17 protein-coding genes are annotated in these 15,224 nt (G+C 72.5%); 6 read left to right on the plus strand and 11 right to left on the minus strand.

Annotated elements, in window-relative coordinates; all coding sequences use genetic code 11:
- Positions 1–78 precede the first annotated feature (78 nt).
- From ACGFNN_RS11430 to sigE, 4 genes are all read right to left on the minus strand, one after another.
- Complete coding sequence (locus tag ACGFNN_RS11430; protein WP_362556278.1) at positions 79–522, minus strand: sec-independent translocase; 444 nt, start codon at positions 520–522, stop codon at positions 79–81.
- 120 nt (positions 523–642) lie between these two features.
- Entirely contained in the window at positions 643–2,526 is a 1,884-nt protein-coding gene (locus ACGFNN_RS11435) for a trypsin-like peptidase domain-containing protein (RefSeq protein ID WP_393554846.1), read from the minus strand.
- Positions 2,527–2,614: 88 nt separating this feature from the next.
- On the minus strand, positions 2,615–3,562 hold the full coding sequence (locus ACGFNN_RS11440; protein ID WP_393554848.1) for an anti-sigma factor family protein: 948 nt from the start codon (positions 3,560–3,562) through the stop codon (positions 2,615–2,617).
- Positions 3,559–4,320, minus strand: coding sequence for an RNA polymerase sigma factor SigE (gene sigE / locus ACGFNN_RS11445; protein WP_393555120.1), 762 nt, complete (start codon positions 4,318–4,320; stop codon positions 3,559–3,561). The genes ACGFNN_RS11440 and sigE overlap by 4 nt, the downstream gene beginning before the upstream one ends.
- 178 nt (positions 4,321–4,498) lie before the next feature.
- On the opposite strand from sigE, the gene ACGFNN_RS11450 reads away from it, so the two are divergent.
- Positions 4,499–5,164: an O-methyltransferase gene (locus ACGFNN_RS11450; RefSeq protein WP_362556284.1), complete on the plus strand. Its 666-nt coding sequence runs from the start codon at positions 4,499–4,501 to the stop codon at positions 5,162–5,164.
- Between the two features lie 141 nt (positions 5,165–5,305).
- Here the strand turns inward: ACGFNN_RS11450 and ACGFNN_RS11455 are convergent, their stop codons facing one another.
- The gene (locus tag ACGFNN_RS11455; protein ID WP_003966491.1) at positions 5,306–5,473 is read right to left on the minus strand and encodes a DUF3117 domain-containing protein; all 168 of its coding nucleotides are present in this window, start codon (positions 5,471–5,473) and stop codon (positions 5,306–5,308) included.
- 374 nt (positions 5,474–5,847) lie between these two features.
- Here ACGFNN_RS11455 and ACGFNN_RS11460 point away from each other — a divergent pair, with 374 nt between their 5' ends.
- The gene (locus tag ACGFNN_RS11460) at positions 5,848–6,660 is read left to right on the plus strand and encodes an enoyl-CoA hydratase/isomerase family protein (RefSeq protein WP_393554851.1); all 813 of its coding nucleotides are present in this window, start codon (positions 5,848–5,850) and stop codon (positions 6,658–6,660) included.
- 60 nt (positions 6,661–6,720) lie between these two features.
- Here the strand turns inward: ACGFNN_RS11460 and ACGFNN_RS11465 are convergent, their stop codons facing one another.
- Together ACGFNN_RS11465 and ACGFNN_RS11470 are read right to left on the minus strand one after the other, a co-directional pair.
- Positions 6,721–7,305, minus strand: a complete 585-nt coding sequence (locus ACGFNN_RS11465) for a DNA-3-methyladenine glycosylase I (RefSeq protein ID WP_362556288.1) — start codon at positions 7,303–7,305, stop codon at positions 6,721–6,723.
- Positions 7,302–7,694 (minus strand): DivIVA domain-containing protein, encoded by a 393-nt coding sequence (locus ACGFNN_RS11470; protein ID WP_362556299.1) that lies wholly within the window; start codon positions 7,692–7,694, stop codon positions 7,302–7,304. Before ACGFNN_RS11470 ends, ACGFNN_RS11465 begins: the two co-directional genes overlap by 4 nt.
- A gap of 114 nt (positions 7,695–7,808) precedes the next feature.
- Here ACGFNN_RS11470 and folP point away from each other — a divergent pair, with 114 nt between their 5' ends.
- The gene (gene folP / locus ACGFNN_RS11475) at positions 7,809–8,681 is read left to right on the plus strand and encodes a dihydropteroate synthase (protein ID WP_362556290.1); all 873 of its coding nucleotides are present in this window, start codon (positions 7,809–7,811) and stop codon (positions 8,679–8,681) included.
- 243 nt (positions 8,682–8,924) lie between these two features.
- On the opposite strand, the gene ACGFNN_RS11480 is transcribed toward folP, so the two are convergent.
- Complete coding sequence (locus tag ACGFNN_RS11480; protein WP_362556292.1) at positions 8,925–9,710, minus strand: TIGR00730 family Rossman fold protein; 786 nt, start codon at positions 9,708–9,710, stop codon at positions 8,925–8,927.
- A gap of 85 nt (positions 9,711–9,795) precedes the next feature.
- Complete coding sequence (gene dapE / locus ACGFNN_RS11485) at positions 9,796–10,875, minus strand: succinyl-diaminopimelate desuccinylase (RefSeq protein WP_393554854.1); 1,080 nt, start codon at positions 10,873–10,875, stop codon at positions 9,796–9,798.
- A gap of 61 nt (positions 10,876–10,936) precedes the next feature.
- Here dapE and ACGFNN_RS11490 point away from each other — a divergent pair, with 61 nt between their 5' ends.
- Positions 10,937–11,836 carry a hypothetical protein gene (locus tag ACGFNN_RS11490; RefSeq protein WP_393554855.1) on the plus strand — a complete coding sequence of 300 codons (900 nt, stop codon included), beginning with the start codon at positions 10,937–10,939 and terminating at the stop codon, positions 11,834–11,836.
- 308 nt (positions 11,837–12,144) lie between these two features.
- Entirely contained in the window at positions 12,145–12,462 is a 318-nt protein-coding gene (locus tag ACGFNN_RS11495; protein ID WP_385035612.1) for an ATP-binding protein, read from the plus strand.
- An 86-nt stretch (positions 12,463–12,548) separates the two neighbouring features.
- On the opposite strand, the gene ACGFNN_RS11500 is transcribed toward ACGFNN_RS11495, so the two are convergent.
- Both ACGFNN_RS11500 and fdxA read right to left on the minus strand, forming a co-directional pair.
- On the minus strand, positions 12,549–13,652 hold the full coding sequence (locus ACGFNN_RS11500) for a bifunctional succinyldiaminopimelate transaminase/glutamate-prephenate aminotransferase (RefSeq protein WP_393554857.1): 1,104 nt from the start codon (positions 13,650–13,652) through the stop codon (positions 12,549–12,551).
- Between the two features lie 120 nt (positions 13,653–13,772).
- Positions 13,773–14,093, minus strand: coding sequence for a ferredoxin (gene fdxA / locus ACGFNN_RS11505; RefSeq protein WP_014154250.1), 321 nt, complete (start codon positions 14,091–14,093; stop codon positions 13,773–13,775).
- A 117-nt stretch (positions 14,094–14,210) separates the two neighbouring features.
- On the opposite strand from fdxA, the gene ACGFNN_RS11510 reads away from it, so the two are divergent.
- Positions 14,211–15,212, plus strand: a complete 1,002-nt coding sequence (locus tag ACGFNN_RS11510) for a GNAT family N-acetyltransferase (RefSeq protein ID WP_393554859.1) — start codon at positions 14,211–14,213, stop codon at positions 15,210–15,212.
- Positions 15,213–15,224: the final 12 nt, after the last annotated feature.

A 15,224-nucleotide genomic window follows, 5' to 3' on the forward strand; every position in this document is an offset into this window, starting at 1 on the left:
CCCGTGGGCATGGGCAACCTCGCAACCGGACAGATGGAGAATAGCCATACCGTCCGGACGAGTCGGGATTGACGGGTCTCAGGTGGCGTCGGCGTCGAAGGGCGGGCGCTCGTCCTTGGCCGGCTGCGCGGGCTTCTTCAGGAGGTCGGGCTTGGAGCCCTCGGTGGCCGCCGCGCCGTTCGACGACGCGCTCTCCCGGCCGTTCACCGCGTCGGTGACCTCGGCCATCTCCTTGCGCAGGTCGAAGCTCTCTCGGATCTCCTTGAGCCCCAGGTCGTCGTTGCCGTCCATCAGCTGCTTGCGGACGAACGTCTTGGGGTTGAGGTCCTCGAACTCGAAGTCCTTGAACTGCGGTCCGAGCTCCGAGCGGATGTCTTCCTTCGCGCTGTCCGAGAACTCGCGGATCTTGCGGATGGTGCGCGTGACGTCCTGGATGACCTTCGGCAGCTTCTCCGGGCCGAATACGAGCACGGCGAGAACCACGAGCGTCAGCAGCTCGAGTGCGCCTATGTCATTGAACACCTTGCTGCTCCTCGTGTTCTCCGCGTGTTCTCCGCGTGGTCTCCGTCGCCAGGTCGGCAGGGGCCCGGACCGCTCCACGGTACCCGGCGAAGCTGTCCGGGCGGTACCTGCCGGTGGCCGTCAGGTGCCGCTCGCCGAACCCAGCGTCAACGTCATGGACAGTTCTCTGCCGCCCCGGGTCAGGACGAGTCCCAGCCGGTCACCGGGGCGGTGGGCGCGGATCTTGACGATCAGTTCCTCCCCGCTGTGCACCCGGCCGCCCTCCACCTCGGTGATGATGTCGCCCTCACGGATGCCCGCCTTGTCGGCCGGTCCCCCCTCGGTCACCGCCCGTCCGCCGCCCGCGGAGGCTCCGCCGACCTTGGCCCCGTCACCGGTGAACTCCATGTCCAGGGTGACGCCGATCACCGGGTGTGTCGCCTTGCCGGTGTTGATCAGCTCCTCGGCGACCCGCTTGCCCTGGTTGATCGGTATGGCGAAACCGAGCCCGATGGAGCCGGACTGGCCGCCCTCCGCCCCGGCCGCGCTGTCGGCGGCGCGGATGGCGCTGTTGATGCCGATGACCCGGGCCTCGGTGTCCACCAGCGGGCCGCCGGAGTTTCCCGGGTTGATGGGTGCGTCGGTCTGCAGGGCGTCGACGTAGCTGACGTCGCTGCCGTCCCCCTTCTCCCCGCCCGCGGTGATGGGGCGCTGTTTGGCGCTGATGATGCCCGAGGTGACCGTGTTGGACAGGTCGAAGGGGGCGCCGATCGCCACCACGGGGTCGCCCACCCGCACGTTGTCGGAGTTGCCGAGCGGCAGGGGCTTGAGGCCCGAGACGCCGCTGACCTTGACGACGGCCAGGTCGTAGCCGCTGTCCTTGCCCACGATCTCGGCCGGGGCGCTCTCGCCGCCGCTGAAGGTGACGGTGATGTCGCCGCTGTCACCGGCCGGCGCGACCACGTGGTTGTTGGTCAGGATGTGGCCCCGGTCGTCGAGGACGAAGCCGGTGCCCGTGCCGGACTCCGCGGAGCCGCTGACGTGGAGCGTGACGACACTGGGCAGGGCACTGGCGGCGATACCGGCGACGCTGTCGGGTGCGCGGCCGCCGTCGTCCTTCGCCGACTGGGGCAGTTCGACCGTGGTGAGGCCGCCGTTGCGCTCGACGTAGGCACCGATGCCGCCGCCGATCCCGCCCGCGACGAGGGCGAGGAGCGCCGCTCCGGCCAGCGCGGCCCCCCGGCGGCTCCTGCGCGGCCTGGCGTCAGGGCCTTGGCCGTGGTGGCTCAGCGGCTGCTGCTGGGCGCTCCAGGGGTCGTACCGCGGCCACTGCGAGGCCCCGTGCGGGTGGTTCTCCTGGGCCGGGGGCACCGGTACGGGGGCCGGCGCGGCGGGATGCCCTGCCGAGGGCTGCTGCGGCACGGCGTGCGCCGTCGGCGCGTAGGGGCCGGTGCGGCCGTCCGCGGAGTGGCCGTGGAAGCCCTGCGCGGGTGCGCCATGGCCGTCGGTGCCCGCGTAGGGCGGCGGTACGGAGGTGCCGTGGGCGGGAGTCGGTACGGGGCGCTGTACGGGCGGCGCGGGCGCCCACGGCCCCGGACCGCCGTACGGCGGGGTGCTGTACTCGTCGGGAGCGTGCAGGGGCCGGGCCCGGGTCGTCCCCGGGGCGGTGGCCAGGGGCTCCGGGGCGCCCGGCGCGGCCTCCGCCACCGGTCCGGGGTCGGCGGACGTTTCCGGCTCCGCCTGCGGGCGTGCGGGAGCGGGCGGAGCGGGCGTGAAGTCCCCGTCCACCGTCATGTGTGTGCGCTGTGCCGTGGGCGCGACGACCGTCCCGCCTCCATCGGCCGGCCGCGCGGACGGCGCCGGGGGTCCGGCAGGCTCGCCGCCTCCCGCGGGCGCCACCTCGGGTGTGCTCGCCGCCCCGGAGGGAGCGGAGGTGTGCTCCGGACCGGCCGGACGATTCCGTTCCGCCGCCGAGGGGCGGCTCCACCACTTCGCCTTCGGCCCGCTGGGCTTCCCGTCGTCCATGCTCTCCCCGCCACTGGCCCTTGCACGCCCCGCGGGGCGTCCCTGCCGGAATTCAACCAGGTTTGCGAATCGGCGCGCAGGGCCCTGTTCAGCGCAGCGGGGTGAGCGACACCGCGTGGTCGCGCGGCGAGGCGGAGGCGGCGGCCGTCGCGGACGGCACCGGGTCCGCTCCCGGGCCGAGCGCGGCCGAGTACAGCGGGCCGGCGTCGGTCGGACGTATCAGCGGAGGCACGGCGACGTTCAGCACCGGGAAGGCGCCGGTGGAGCCGGTCAGCGTCGGGGTGCCGAGCAGTGAGGGTGCCGAGGCGAGAGCGGACGGTGCCGGGGCCGTCGGCGTCGCACCGGGCCGGACGCGCGCGTCCTCACCGACGGCGAGGGCGCCTCCGCCGCCGCGGCTGACCACCGCGGCCGCTCCGGTCCGGTCCTCCGCGTCGAGCGGGGTGGTGCTGCTGCCCGCGCCCTCGGCGCTCAGCTGAGGCTCGGGTCCCTGGTCGAGCGGGAGCGAGCCTCCGAGCGCGATGGCCGCGAGCGAGACCGCGCTGGCCGCCACGAAGGCGAAGCGCCGGGCGCGCCAGGGCGAGCGTTCCGCCTCCCTCGCCACGTCGTGGATGCGGAAACCGGAGGCCGACGGACCGCCCGGCAGCACGGCGGTCGAGCCGTGGGGCGTGGGGAGGTACCCGAGGCCGTCCAGCGGTGATCGCCGGTTCTCCCCGGGGCGTCCGGGCCGCGAGACGGGGAAGACTCCCTCGCCGAAGCTCCGGCCGCCGCCGAAGCCGTCCCCGGGGCCGTCGCCGCTCGGCCCCCCGGGGAGGCCCTGCAGGCGGGCGAGGAAACCCTCGGACGGGGAGGGGGCGGCCGACGTCGCGAAGGCGCTCTTCAGCCGCCGCTGGGAATCCGCCTCCGCCTTGCACCTGGCACAGGTCGCCAGGTGTGCCAGGACCCGCTCGCGCGCGTCGTGTTTGAGTTCGCCGTCGACGAGCGCGGCGAGGCGGTCCCCCAGATGCTGTTCCGCAGGGGTCGGACCTGTGCCGCTCACGCCGTACCGCCCTCCCCTGCCAGGATCGCGTCCGCCAGCGAGCGCTGTTCGGCACGGGCCTCGGGTGAACGGTGCTGGAGCGCCTTGCGCAGGTGCGAGCGGCCGCGGTGGATGCGGCTGCGCACCGTCCCGAGCTTGACGCCCAGGGTGGCGGCGATCTCCTCGTACGAGAGGCCCTCGATGTCACAGAGGACGACCGCCGCGCGGAACTCGGGCGCGAGGGTGTCCAGCGCCTGCTGCACGTCCGCGTCGAAGTGCGTGTCGTTGAAGACCTGCTGCGGGGAGGGCTCGCGGCTCGGCAGGCGCTCGGCCGCGTCGTCGCCCAGGGAGTCGAAACGGATCCGCTGCTTGCGGCGGACCATGTCGAGGAAGAGATTCGTCGTGATCCTGTGCAGCCAGCCCTCGAAGGTGCCGGGTGTATAGGTCGACAGCGAACGGAAGACGCGTACGAAGACCTCCTGGGTGAGGTCCTCGGCGTCGTGCTGGTTACCCGTCAGCCGGTAGGCCAGGCGGTACACCCGGGCGCTGTGCGTGCTGACGATCTCTTCCCATGAGGGCGGGGTCCACGCCTGGGAATCCGCATCTGAGGCGAAGGTCGCGGTCGGTGCGGATTTGTCGGAAGAACGGTCAGCAATGTCGGTCACGGATTTCGGCTCACCAACCGATCCGAGGAAGCGCCGCAGCACTCCTCTCCGATCCACAGGCGCAGCCGCACCTCCCCTATCGGCTCTGGTGGTGTCCAGCGGAGCCCCTACCATAGCCACCTCGCCCGTTAGCTCCGGATAAGCCTTTTTACCTGCTGTTGCCCCGGTGTCCCCGGGGGCAAGAGGCACATTCCGGTCCCGGCCACGGGGCCCGGTCCGCACGTCCCTCCACGTCCTTGCCTAACGCCTGGTCCCATCTGCGGGTTCCCGAGCGCAGCGGATACAGTCACCGTTGCGCCAACTACGGGGACAGGAGAGGGTCATTACCGCCAACCGGCAGACGAGCTGGGCATTCGCCGACGCCTTTGTCGCCGAGGAAGAAGCTCTGCTCTGGGCCCGGGACCGGGCCCGTGAGTCAGGGCTCCGCCCGGTGTCGTCGGGCACCGGTGCGGCACTGCGCCTGCTCGCTGCCACCGCGGACGCCAAGGCCGTGGCCGAGATCGGCACCGGCACCGGCGTGTCCGGCATCTATCTGCTGCAGGGGATGCGCCCGGACGGCGTGCTGACCACCGTCGATCCGGAGCCCGAGCGGCAGCAGTTCGCCCGGCAGGCCTTCCGCGCCGCGGGCTTCGCCACCAACCGCGCCCGCTTCATCCCCGGGCGCGCCCTGGACGTGCTGCCGCGCCTCGCGGACGGTGGGTACGACCTCGTCTTCTGCGACGGCGACCGGCTCGAGAGCATGGACTGCCTCGCTGAATCGTTGCGCCTTCTACGGCCGGGCGGCCTGGTCTGCTTCGAGGGCGTCTTCGCGGACGGCCGGACGATCGACTCCGCCGCACAGCCCGCCGAGGTGCTGCGGCTGCGCGAGCTGCTGCGGGCGGTGCGCGAGAGCCAGGAGCTGATGGCGGGGCTGCTGCCGGTCGGTGACGGCCTGCTCTGCGCGGTGCGGCGCGGCTGACCCCGGCAGGTCCCGCTCCTGAGGAGTACCGGGCGCGCACCGCGAGTGCCCCTGGGCGAGCCGCCCCCGGAGCTCGCCCCTACGCACTGCTGCCCCGGCACGGAACCCGTGCCGGGGCAGCAGTGAAGTGTGGGCGCCGCCTCAGCCGACGACCTTCTTCAGCGCGTCACCGAGTGCATCGGCCTCGTCCGGTGTCAGCTCGACGACAAGCCGACCGCCGCCTTCGAGCGGAACGCGCATGACGATGCCCCGCCCCTCCTTTGTCACCTCGAGCGGGCCGTCGCCCGTCCGCGGCTTCATGGCCGCCATGCTCGTTCCCCTTCCTGAAACCAGCTCATCGCAGCCGGCGGCCCCATGACAGGCGCTGCCTCACCGGCGTCGAACACAATGCTTCCTCCGCATTATCCCGCATCGATGACCCCGATGACCAACATCGGTCGGCATCGCTTGCGCAACGCGCTTTCCCAAAACCACCCAATACGGCGATCCAGCTGCGATACTGCGCCACCGTCGGCCCCCGGCCGAACTCCAATCGTTAGACGCAGGTCACATGTCCGGCCCGGCCGATCTCCGCCATGCTTGCCTGGACAGGCACGACGCCGGAGCCGCAAGAAGCTGTTGTCCTACCCCGGTCGGGGCTGAGGCGGCCGGAGTAAGACAACAGCTTCTAAGGGGACAGAGGAATGGCCGACACCATGGCTGACGCCGTACTCACGGACGTGAGCGACGGGCTCGCGACGATCACGATCGACCGGCCCGACGCGATGAACGCCATGAACACCGCCGCGAAGGTCGCGCTCCGCGACGCTCTGCGTGCGGTCGCCGACGACACCGCCGTGCGGGCGGTTCTGCTCACCGCGACCGGGCGCGCCTTCTGCGTCGGCCAGGACCTCAAGGAACACGTCGGGAAGCTCTCCGAGGCGCGCGGCCAGGAGGACGGCAACGCGCTGAGCACGGTGCGGGAGCACTACAACCCGATCGTCCGGGCCCTCACGGAGATGGCGAAGCCCGTCGTCGCCGGGGTGAACGGGGTCGCCGCCGGGGCCGGATTCGGCTTCGCGCTCGCCGCCGACTACCGCGTGGTCGCGGACACCGCCTCCTTCAACACCTCCTTCGCCGGCGTGGGACTCACCGCGGACTCGGGCGTCTCCTGGACCCTTCCCCGGCTGATCGGCGCGAGCCGCGCCACCGACCTGCTGTTCTTCCCTCGTTCGATCTCCGCCCAGGAGGCGTACGACCTCGGCATCGCGAACAAGGTGGTGCCCGCCGCCGACCTCGCGAAGGAGGCCCACGCGGTGGCACGCGCCCTGGCGGACGGACCGACGGTGGCCTACGCGGCCCTGAAGTCCTCGGTGGCCTACGGGGCCGGGCACTCGCTCGCCGAGACGCTGGAGAAGGAGGACGAGCTCCAGACGAAGGCGGGCGCCTCGCAGGACCACACCATCGCGGTCGAGGCCTTCCTCGCCAAGCAGCGGCCGAAGTACCTCGGCCGGTAGGCCGGGCCCGCACCGACGGGCTCCCGCCCCGTCCGGTCCGTGAGGGAACGGGCGGGGCCCCTACCGCCCGCCGCCCCGGGCCACGCAGTCGGCCAGGTGGTCGTCGACCAGACCGCAGGCCTGCATCAGGGCGTACGCGGTGGTGGGGCCGACGAAGCGGATGGACCGCTTCTTGAGCTCCTTGGCCAGCGCGGTGGACTCCGGGGTGACCGCGGGGACGTCCCCGAGGACCCGGGGGGCCGGGCGGGTCGCCGGGTCGGGGGCGTACGACCAGATGAGGGCGTCCAGCTCGCCCTCGCCCCAGCCGGCCAGCACCTTCGCGTTGGCCAGTGTGGCGTCGATCTTCGCGCGGTTGCGGATGATCCCGGCGTCGGCGAGGAGCCTCTCCTTGTCGGCGTCGGTGAACTTCGCGACGGCCGGGATGCTGAAGCCGGCGAACGCCTCGCGGAAGCCCTCGCGGCGGCGCAGGATCGTCAGCCACGACAGCCCGGACTGGAACGCCTCCAGGCAGAGGCGCTCGAAGAGGGCGTCGTCCCCGTGGACCGGCCGGCCCCATTCGGTGTCGTGGTAGGCGAGGTAGTCGTCCGTGGAGAGACCCCACGGGCAGCGCGGGCGCCCGTCGGCGGCGGGCTCGGCGCCGCTCAACGTCCCTCCTCCCCGCCCCGCGGGCCGTCCTCGGCCTCGGGGGCGTCGGCCGGCCGCTTGAGCAGGTCGGGGCCGTTGACCGCGGTCGCCTGGGCACCCGCGAGCGCCGACTCCAGCTCGGCGATGTGGGCGTCCCGCTCCGCGAGCTCGGCCCCCAGCCTGCCCAGCGCCTCGTCGACGTCCGCCATGCGGTAGCCGCGTACGGCCATGGGCAGCCGCATGGCCTCCACGTCCGCGCGGCCCACGGGACGGCCTGCGGGCAGCGGGTCCGTGAGCCGCTCGGGCTCGACGTCCCGCAGCACCGCGCCACCGCCTCCGCCGACGACCGCCAGGGTGACCGCGGCCACGACCACGACCATCGTGAGCAGCAAGAACCAGAACACGTGCATCTCCCCGGGAGCGGAATACCTGTCCGGGTCAGATCGTGCCATGCGCCACCGACAGTTAGGGTCGGTCCGGCCCCGTCGTGGCAGGCGCGGGGCGAGCTACAGGAGGAACCAGGGATGCGAAACGGGGCGCTCAGGCTGGGGCGGCGGGAGTTCGGTCCGGACGAACCGGTGATCATGGCGATCGTGAACCGTACGCCCGACTCCTTCTACGACCAGGGCGCGACCTTCCGGGACGAACCTGCGCTGTCCCGGGTCGAGCAGGCCGTGGCCGAAGGGGCCGCGATCATCGACATAGGCGGTGTCAAGGCCGGCCCCGGCGAGGAGGTGACGGCCCAGGAGGAGGCGCGCCGCACGGTCGGCTTCGTCGCGGAGGTGCGGCGCCGCCACCCCGACGTGGTGATCAGCGTCGACACCTGGCGCCACGACGTGGGTGAGGCCGTCTGCGAGGCCGGGGCGGATCTGCTGAACGACGCGTGGGGCGGTGTCGATCCGAAGCTGGCGGAGGTGGCCGCGCGGTACGGGGCCGGCCTCGTGTGCACGCACGCCGGCGGCGCCGAGCCCCGCACCCGGCCGCACCGGGTCGTCTACGAGGACGTGATGGCGGACATCCTGCGAGTGACCGTGGGGCTGGCGGAGCGGGCGGTGGAGCTGGGTGTCAGGCCCGACGGGATCATGATCGATCCCGGGCACGACTTCGGGAAGAACACCCGGCACTCCCTGGAGGCCACCCGGCGGCTGGACGAGATGACGGCCACGGGCTGGCCGGTCCTGGTCTCGCTCTCCAACAAGGACTTCGTCGGGGAGACCCTGGACAGGCCGGTGAAGGAACGCGTGATCGGGACGCTCGCGACCACGGCCGTGTCGGCCTGGCTGGGCGCCCAGGTGTACCGGGTGCACGAGGTCGCCGAGACCCGGCAGGTGCTCGACATGGTGGCCTCGATCGCCGGCCACCGGCCCCCGGCCGTCGCCCGGCGCGGTCTGGCGTAGACACCCGGGGCAGGGCCTCCCCCGGCGGTCGCCCCACGACGCGCGGGTGGGAGGGGACCGCGGGCCGGCGGTCCCCTCCCGGCGCACCTCCTGGGCCTGCCCGGCGGATCAGGGTCGAACGGGCCGCGGCGTCCGGTGCGGTGCATCGCAAGACGCTGGAGCGGCTCGACGGCGGAGCTGCCGGGACGTTCGGCAACACGGCGGTGCCGTGCCAGGCACCGGCCATGATCCGCCGGCCAGGCCCTACCGGCCGACCTCCTTGGTGACCAGCCGTACCGCCTCTTCAACGTCGTCCGTGACGTGGAAGAGCATCAGGTCGCGTTCGGAGGCCTTGCCCCCGGCGACCACGGTGTCCCTCAGCCAGTCCACGAGCCCGCTCCAGTACTCCGTGCCGAAGAGCACGATCGGGAAGCGGGTGACCTTGCCGGTCTGCACCAGGGTCAGCGCCTCGAACAGCTCGTCGAGCGTGCCGAGGCCCCCGGGCAGCACGACGAATCCCTGGGCGTACTTCACGAACATCGTCTTGCGGACGAAGAAGTAGCGGAAGTTGACCCCGATGTCGACGTGCGGGTTCAGCCCCGACTCGAAGGGCAGCTCGATACCGAGTCCGACCGAGACGCCCTTCGCCTCGCGCGCGCCCTTGTTGGCGGCCTCCATGGCTCCCGGGCCGCCGCCGGTGATGACGGCGAAGCCCGCCTCCACGAGCGCCTTGCCGATCCGTACGCCCGCCTCGTAGTCCGGCCCGTCCGCCGGCGTGCGCGCCGAGCCGAACACGCTGATGGCGCTGGGGAGTTCGGCCAGGGCGCCGAACCCCTCCACGAACTCCGACTGGATCCGCATGACGCGCCACGGGTCCGTGTGGACCCACTCGGAGTCCCCCTCGGAATCCAGCAGCCGCTGATCGGTCGTGCCCGGCTGGACCTGCTCCCTGCGACGCAGAACCGGGCCCAGTCGCTGTTCCTCGGGCGGGACCGCACCCTCGGGAATCTGCGCGCCCTCGGAAATCCTCGCGTCCTCCGGGTTGCCCATGACCTGCTCCCTCCGCCGACCTGCGTTGTGCGTGTGTCGCTTCAGCGTAGATCGGCGGAGGTTACGCGCAGGGGAATGCCGTGAGTCAGCTGGTGAGCCAGGAGCGGAGGCGGTCCTCGCAGTGGGTGATCCGGTCGACCGCCACGTGCTCGTCACGCTTGTGCGCGAAGAGCGCGTCCCCGGGTCCGTAGTTCACCGCGGGCACCCCGAGCGAGCCGAACCGGGAGACGTCCGTCCAGCCGAACTTCGGCTGCGCGGTGCCGCCGACCGCCTCCATGAAGGCCTTGGCCGCCGGGTGCGAGAGGCCGGGCATGGCGGCACCGGAGTGGTCGTCGACGGTGAATCCGACGACTCCGCAGTCCGCGAAGACCTCCCGGACGTGCGCCTCGGCCTGCTCCGCGCTGAGGTCGGGCGCGTATCGGTAGTTGACGACCACGGTGCAGCTGTCGGGGATGACGTTGGTGGCGACGCCGCCCTCGATCCCCACCGCGTTGAGCCCCTCGCGGTACTCCAGGCCGTCGATCACCGGCCGGCGCGGTTCGTAGGCGGCGAGCCGGGCGAGCACGGGTGCGGCGGCGTGGATCGCGTTGGAGCCCATCCAGCTGCGAGCCGAGTGGGCCCGCTCCCCCTCGAGACGCAGATGGACCCGGATGGTGCCCTGGCAGCCGCCCTCGACCTGGGCGTCGGAGGGCTCCAGGAGGACCGCGAAGTCCGCCTCCAGCCACTCGGGGTGTGCATCGGCCACGTGTCCCAGGCCGTTGAGGTGGGCGGCGACCTCCTCGTTGTCGTAGAAGACGAACGTGAGGTCGCGGTTGGGCTCCGGCACCGTCGCGGCGATGCGCAGCTGGACGGCCACGCCCGACTTCATGTCGGAGGTGCCGCACCCCCAGAGCACGCCGTTCCCGTCCAGCCGGGACGGCACGTTGTCCGCGATCGGGACGGTGTCGATGTGCCCCGCGAGGACGACGCGCTCGGCGCGGCCCAGCTGTGTCCTGGCCACGATGTTGTTGCCGTGGCGGTCCACGCGCAGATGGGGCAGCGGGCGCAGGGCCGCCTCGATGGCGTCGGCGAGGTCCTTCTCCTGTCCGCTGACCGACGGGAAGTCGACCAGCCGGGCGGTGAGCTCGGGGCCGGGCAGGGAGAGATCGATCGTGTGTCCGTCCATGGTCAAGAGCCTAAGGGACTTCGGTCCCGGCCCCGCTCGTACCCTCCAGTACGGTTGCCCCGTGCCCAGGACCAGTTCCTCACCCCGACGCCGCAGCCGCCTCCTCCGCGCCGCGGCCGCCCTCGCCGTGCTCGTGGCCCTGGCGGGCTACATGGCCGTGCAGTACCTCTCCGGGCACAAGGGGGCGCCCCGGTGCACCGTGGGCCCCGTGGGCGAGGGCGAGGGGCGTACGTACGAGCTGAGCCCGGACCAGGCGGCCAACGCCGCGACGATCTCCGCGGTGGGCACCACCCGCGGGCTGCCGGAGCGCGCAGTGACCATCGCCCTGGCCACCGCGCTGCAGGAGTCCGCGCTCCGCAACATCGACCACGGGGACCGCGACTCCCTCGGGCTCTTCCAGCAGCGCCCCTCCCAGGGGTGGGGGACGCCCGAGCAGATCATGGACCCGGTGTACTCGTCCGGGAAGTTCTACGAGCATCTGGCGGAGGTCCCGGGCTATTCGAGGCTGCCGCTGACCGTCGCCGCCCAGCGGGTCCAGAAGAGCGGGTTCCCCCAGGCGTACGCCAAGCACGAGCCGGACGCGGCCCTGCTGTCCGCCGCGCTGACCGGGAGCGCGCCGGCCTCGCTGAGCTGCTCGCTGCCGTCCGAGGCGGCCGGGGGACCCGGGGACGCCTCGGAGGTGAGGGCCGATCTGGTGCGGGCCTTCGGGAAGGACGTCCTGCCCTCCACCGGTTCGGCCGGCGCGGCGGCCGCGAGCACCGTGTCGGTTCCCGTGCGGGCCGATGACGACGCGACGGCGCGGCGCGGCTGGGAGCTCGCCCACTGGGCGGTCGCGCGCGCAGGCACGCTGCGGATCGACGAGGTCTCCTACGCGGGACGGGTCTGGACGGCCGGCACCGGATGGCGGACCGAACGCGAGGGGTCGGGCTCCGGCACCGTCCGAATGCGGCTCGCTCAGTAGTACGGCCCATCATCCGAACGGGCCGTTCCGCCTACGCCCGATCGTCAACTCCACCGCTCCCCCGGCACCCCGGCGGGAAAGGCCGATCCCCTTGCGGGAAAGGAGGAGTGACGATTCACCAACTCCGCGCGAACACCCCCTGCCACCAGGGAGCCTCCGCTGCGGATTATCTGACGCATTACCCAGTCTTTACCTCGGTGCCCCGCAACCTTCCCCGCCCCCGGACCGGTTGTTCAGTGCGTCCGATCACCGGACAGGCGGATTCCGTATCCGCCGCGAACCCGTTGACGTCCCGCCGAAGGAGCATCATGTCCCTCCCCCTGACCCGTCGGATCGCCCGTGCCGCGCTGCTGATCGCCGCTGGTGCGGCCCCCGTGGTCGGCGCGGCCGGAGCCGCCGGTGCCGCGGGGCTCCCGCAGACCCCCGCTCTCGGCGGCCTCACCTCGCTCGACGGCGCCGGCGTCAGCAGCACGCTGGACTCCGCCGCGAAGCAGGGTTCCTCGGTGGCCGACGAGACCGGCGGCAAGGTCGTCGGCACGACCCTGCCCGCCGCCGGGAAGGCCCTGGAGACGGCCGGCGGCGCCGCGGGCGGCGAGCTGTCCGCCGGCAACCTGCCGATCGGCTGATCCGCGGGCGGCCCACGCCGTCCGGAACGCCGAGGGGCCTCGAAGACGCGTCGCGTCTTCGAGGCCCCTCGGCGTCCGGGAGAAGCTCAGGACAGGCGCTTGACCGCGGCGTCCACCCGCTCGTCCGTGGCCGTGAGGGCGACGCGCACGAAGCGGTCACCCGCCGGACCGTAGAAGTCGCCGGGTGCCACGAGGATGCCGAGCTCCGCCAGGTGCGCCACGGTCTCCCAGCACGCCTCGTCGCGCGTGGCCCAGAGGTAGAGGCTGGCCTCGCTGTGCTCGATCCGGAAGCCGTGGGCCTCCAGCGCCGCGCGCAGCGCGGTGCGCCGCCGCGCGTAGCGGGCCCGCTGCTCCTCGACGTGGGCGTCGTCGCCGAGCGCCACGGCGGTGGCCGCCTGCACCGGAGCCGGCGTCATCATCCCGCCGTGCTTGCGGATCTGCAGCAGCTCGCCGAGGACCGCCGCGTCACCCGCGATGAACGCGGCGCGGTAACCAGCGAGGTTGGAGCGCTTGGAGAGCGAGTGGACGGCGACGATCCCCTCGTACGTGCCTCCGCAGACGTCCTGGTGGAGCACGGAGACGGGTTCCGCCTCCCAGCCGAGCTCCAGGTAGCACTCGTCGCTGAGGAGCAGCACCCCGTGCTCGCGCGCCCATGCCACGATCCGGGTCAGCTCGCCCTTCGGCAGGACGCGGCCCGTCGGGTTGGACGGGGAGTTGAGCCAGAGCAGCTTGAGGCCTTCCGGGTCCAGCTCCGTCGGGTCGTCGTAGACGACGGGCTCGGCTCCGCAGAGCCGCGCGCCGACCTCGTACGTCGGGTAGGCGAGGCGGGGGTAGGCGACCTTGTCGCCCGCGCCGAGCCCCAGCTGCGTGGGGAGCCAGGCCACGAGCTCCTTGGAACCGACGACCGGCAGGACGTTGCGGTGGGTCACCTCTGCCGCGCCGAGCCTGCGCACGACCCAGCCGGTCAGCGCGTCACGCAGGGCCTCGGTGCCCCACACCGTCGGATAGCCGGGACTGTCGGCGGCCGCGACGAGCGCCTGCTGGATCAGCTCGGGCACCGGGTCGACGGGCGTGCCCACCGAGAGGTCCACGATGCCGTCCGGGTGGGCCGCGGCCGTCGCCTTGTAGGGCTCGAGCCGGTCCCAGGGGAAGACCGGGAGACGGGAGGAGACGGGAACTGCTGCGGACACGGAACTCTGCTTTCTCGTACGGGGGCGGCCGCGGGTGCCGCACGGGGACGGCCTGGAAACACCTCGGTCCCGCACGGTGACGAGCCGTACGGGACCGGGCGGCGCTCGTGCGGCCGCTGATTACTGGTTCTGCGGCGGCAGCGCGGCGATGAACGCGTGGTCGCGCTCGATGAGGCCCAGCTTGGAGGCGCCACCCGGCGAGCCGAGGTCGTCGAAGAACTCGACGTTCGCCTTGTAGTAGTCCTTCCACTCCTCCGGGGTGTCGTCCTCGTAGAAGATGGCCTCCACCGGGCAGACCGGCTCACAGGCTCCGCAGTCGACGCATTCGTCCGGATGGATGTACAAGGACCGTGAGCCCTCGTAGATGCAGTCGACGGGGCACTCTTCGATGCAGGCCTTGTCCTTCACGTCGACACAAGGCTGCGCGATGACGTAGGTCACGCTGTCGTTCCTCCTCGGTAGGGCGTTGGCTCTCGCGCGGGAGCGCGGCGTCGTCGATGCCCGCCCCTAGTATCTCCGTTCCGGGGCACGATCCGAACAGGAGGGGCTGACAGAGCTGTGGAATTCACTATCGGCGGACGACTAGAGGTTCGCATCACCCCCGCTGACGTGGGCAAACGCGTTTCCGTCAGGTCCGGCGTCAACGCGGGGGGTCAGGGCGCGAAGTTCACCGACACGGTCGGGGTTCTCACATCCTGGGACGAGGGCGTGCTCTCCGTCACGACGCGGAGGGGGGAGAACGTGCGCATCGAGGCGGCCGCGCTGGTGGCGGGCAAGGTCGTGCCCCCGGCTCCCGCACGCCGCCGCGGCCCGGCCGCCACGTTCGCCGAACTCGCCCTGGCCACCGCCCGGGCCTGGCAGCCCGTCGAGAGCGAGCCGCTGGGCGGGTGGACGCTGCGCGCGGCCGGCGGCTTCACCCGCCGCGCCAACTCCGTGCTCCCGCTCGGCGATCCGGGCGTGCCGCTCGGTGACGCCCTGGACAGGGTCCGGAGCTGGTACGGGGAACGCGGGCTGCCCGCCTACGTCCAGACCTCCACGGGTGCCGAGGGCACACAGGAGGAACTCTGCGCCGGCCTGGAGGAACACGGGTGGCGGCGGGAGGTGACGGCCGAGGTGCGGATCGCCTCGCTCGCCCCGATCGGCGACCTCGACCGCGACGTGTCCGCCGTACGGATGGCCCGGGAAGCCGACGAGGCGTGGCTCTCGCGCTACCAGCGCTTCGAGACCCCCGGCCCCCATGTGCTGAAGGTGCTGGGGAGCGGCCCCTCGGTGTGGTTCGCCTCCGTGCCGGGCAACGACCCGTCGGGGATCCCGGCGGCGATCGGACGCTGCGTGGTGGACGGCCGCTGGGCCGGTTTCATGGCGGTCGAGGTGGCGCCCGAGTACCGCCGCCGCGGTATCGCGACCGACGTGATGGCGGCCCTGGCCCGCAGGGCACTGGACGAGGGTGCCTCGGCCGCGTGGCTCCAGGTGGAGGCGGACAATGAAGGTGCCCGTGCGCTCTACGACGGCATGGGCTTCGCCACCCACCACAGCTACCACCACTTCAGGTCCGCGTAGCTAAGACGGCAG

Source organism: Streptomyces sp. NPDC048590, assembly GCF_043199535.1.
Classification (GTDB): domain Bacteria; phylum Actinomycetota; class Actinomycetes; order Streptomycetales; family Streptomycetaceae; genus Streptomyces.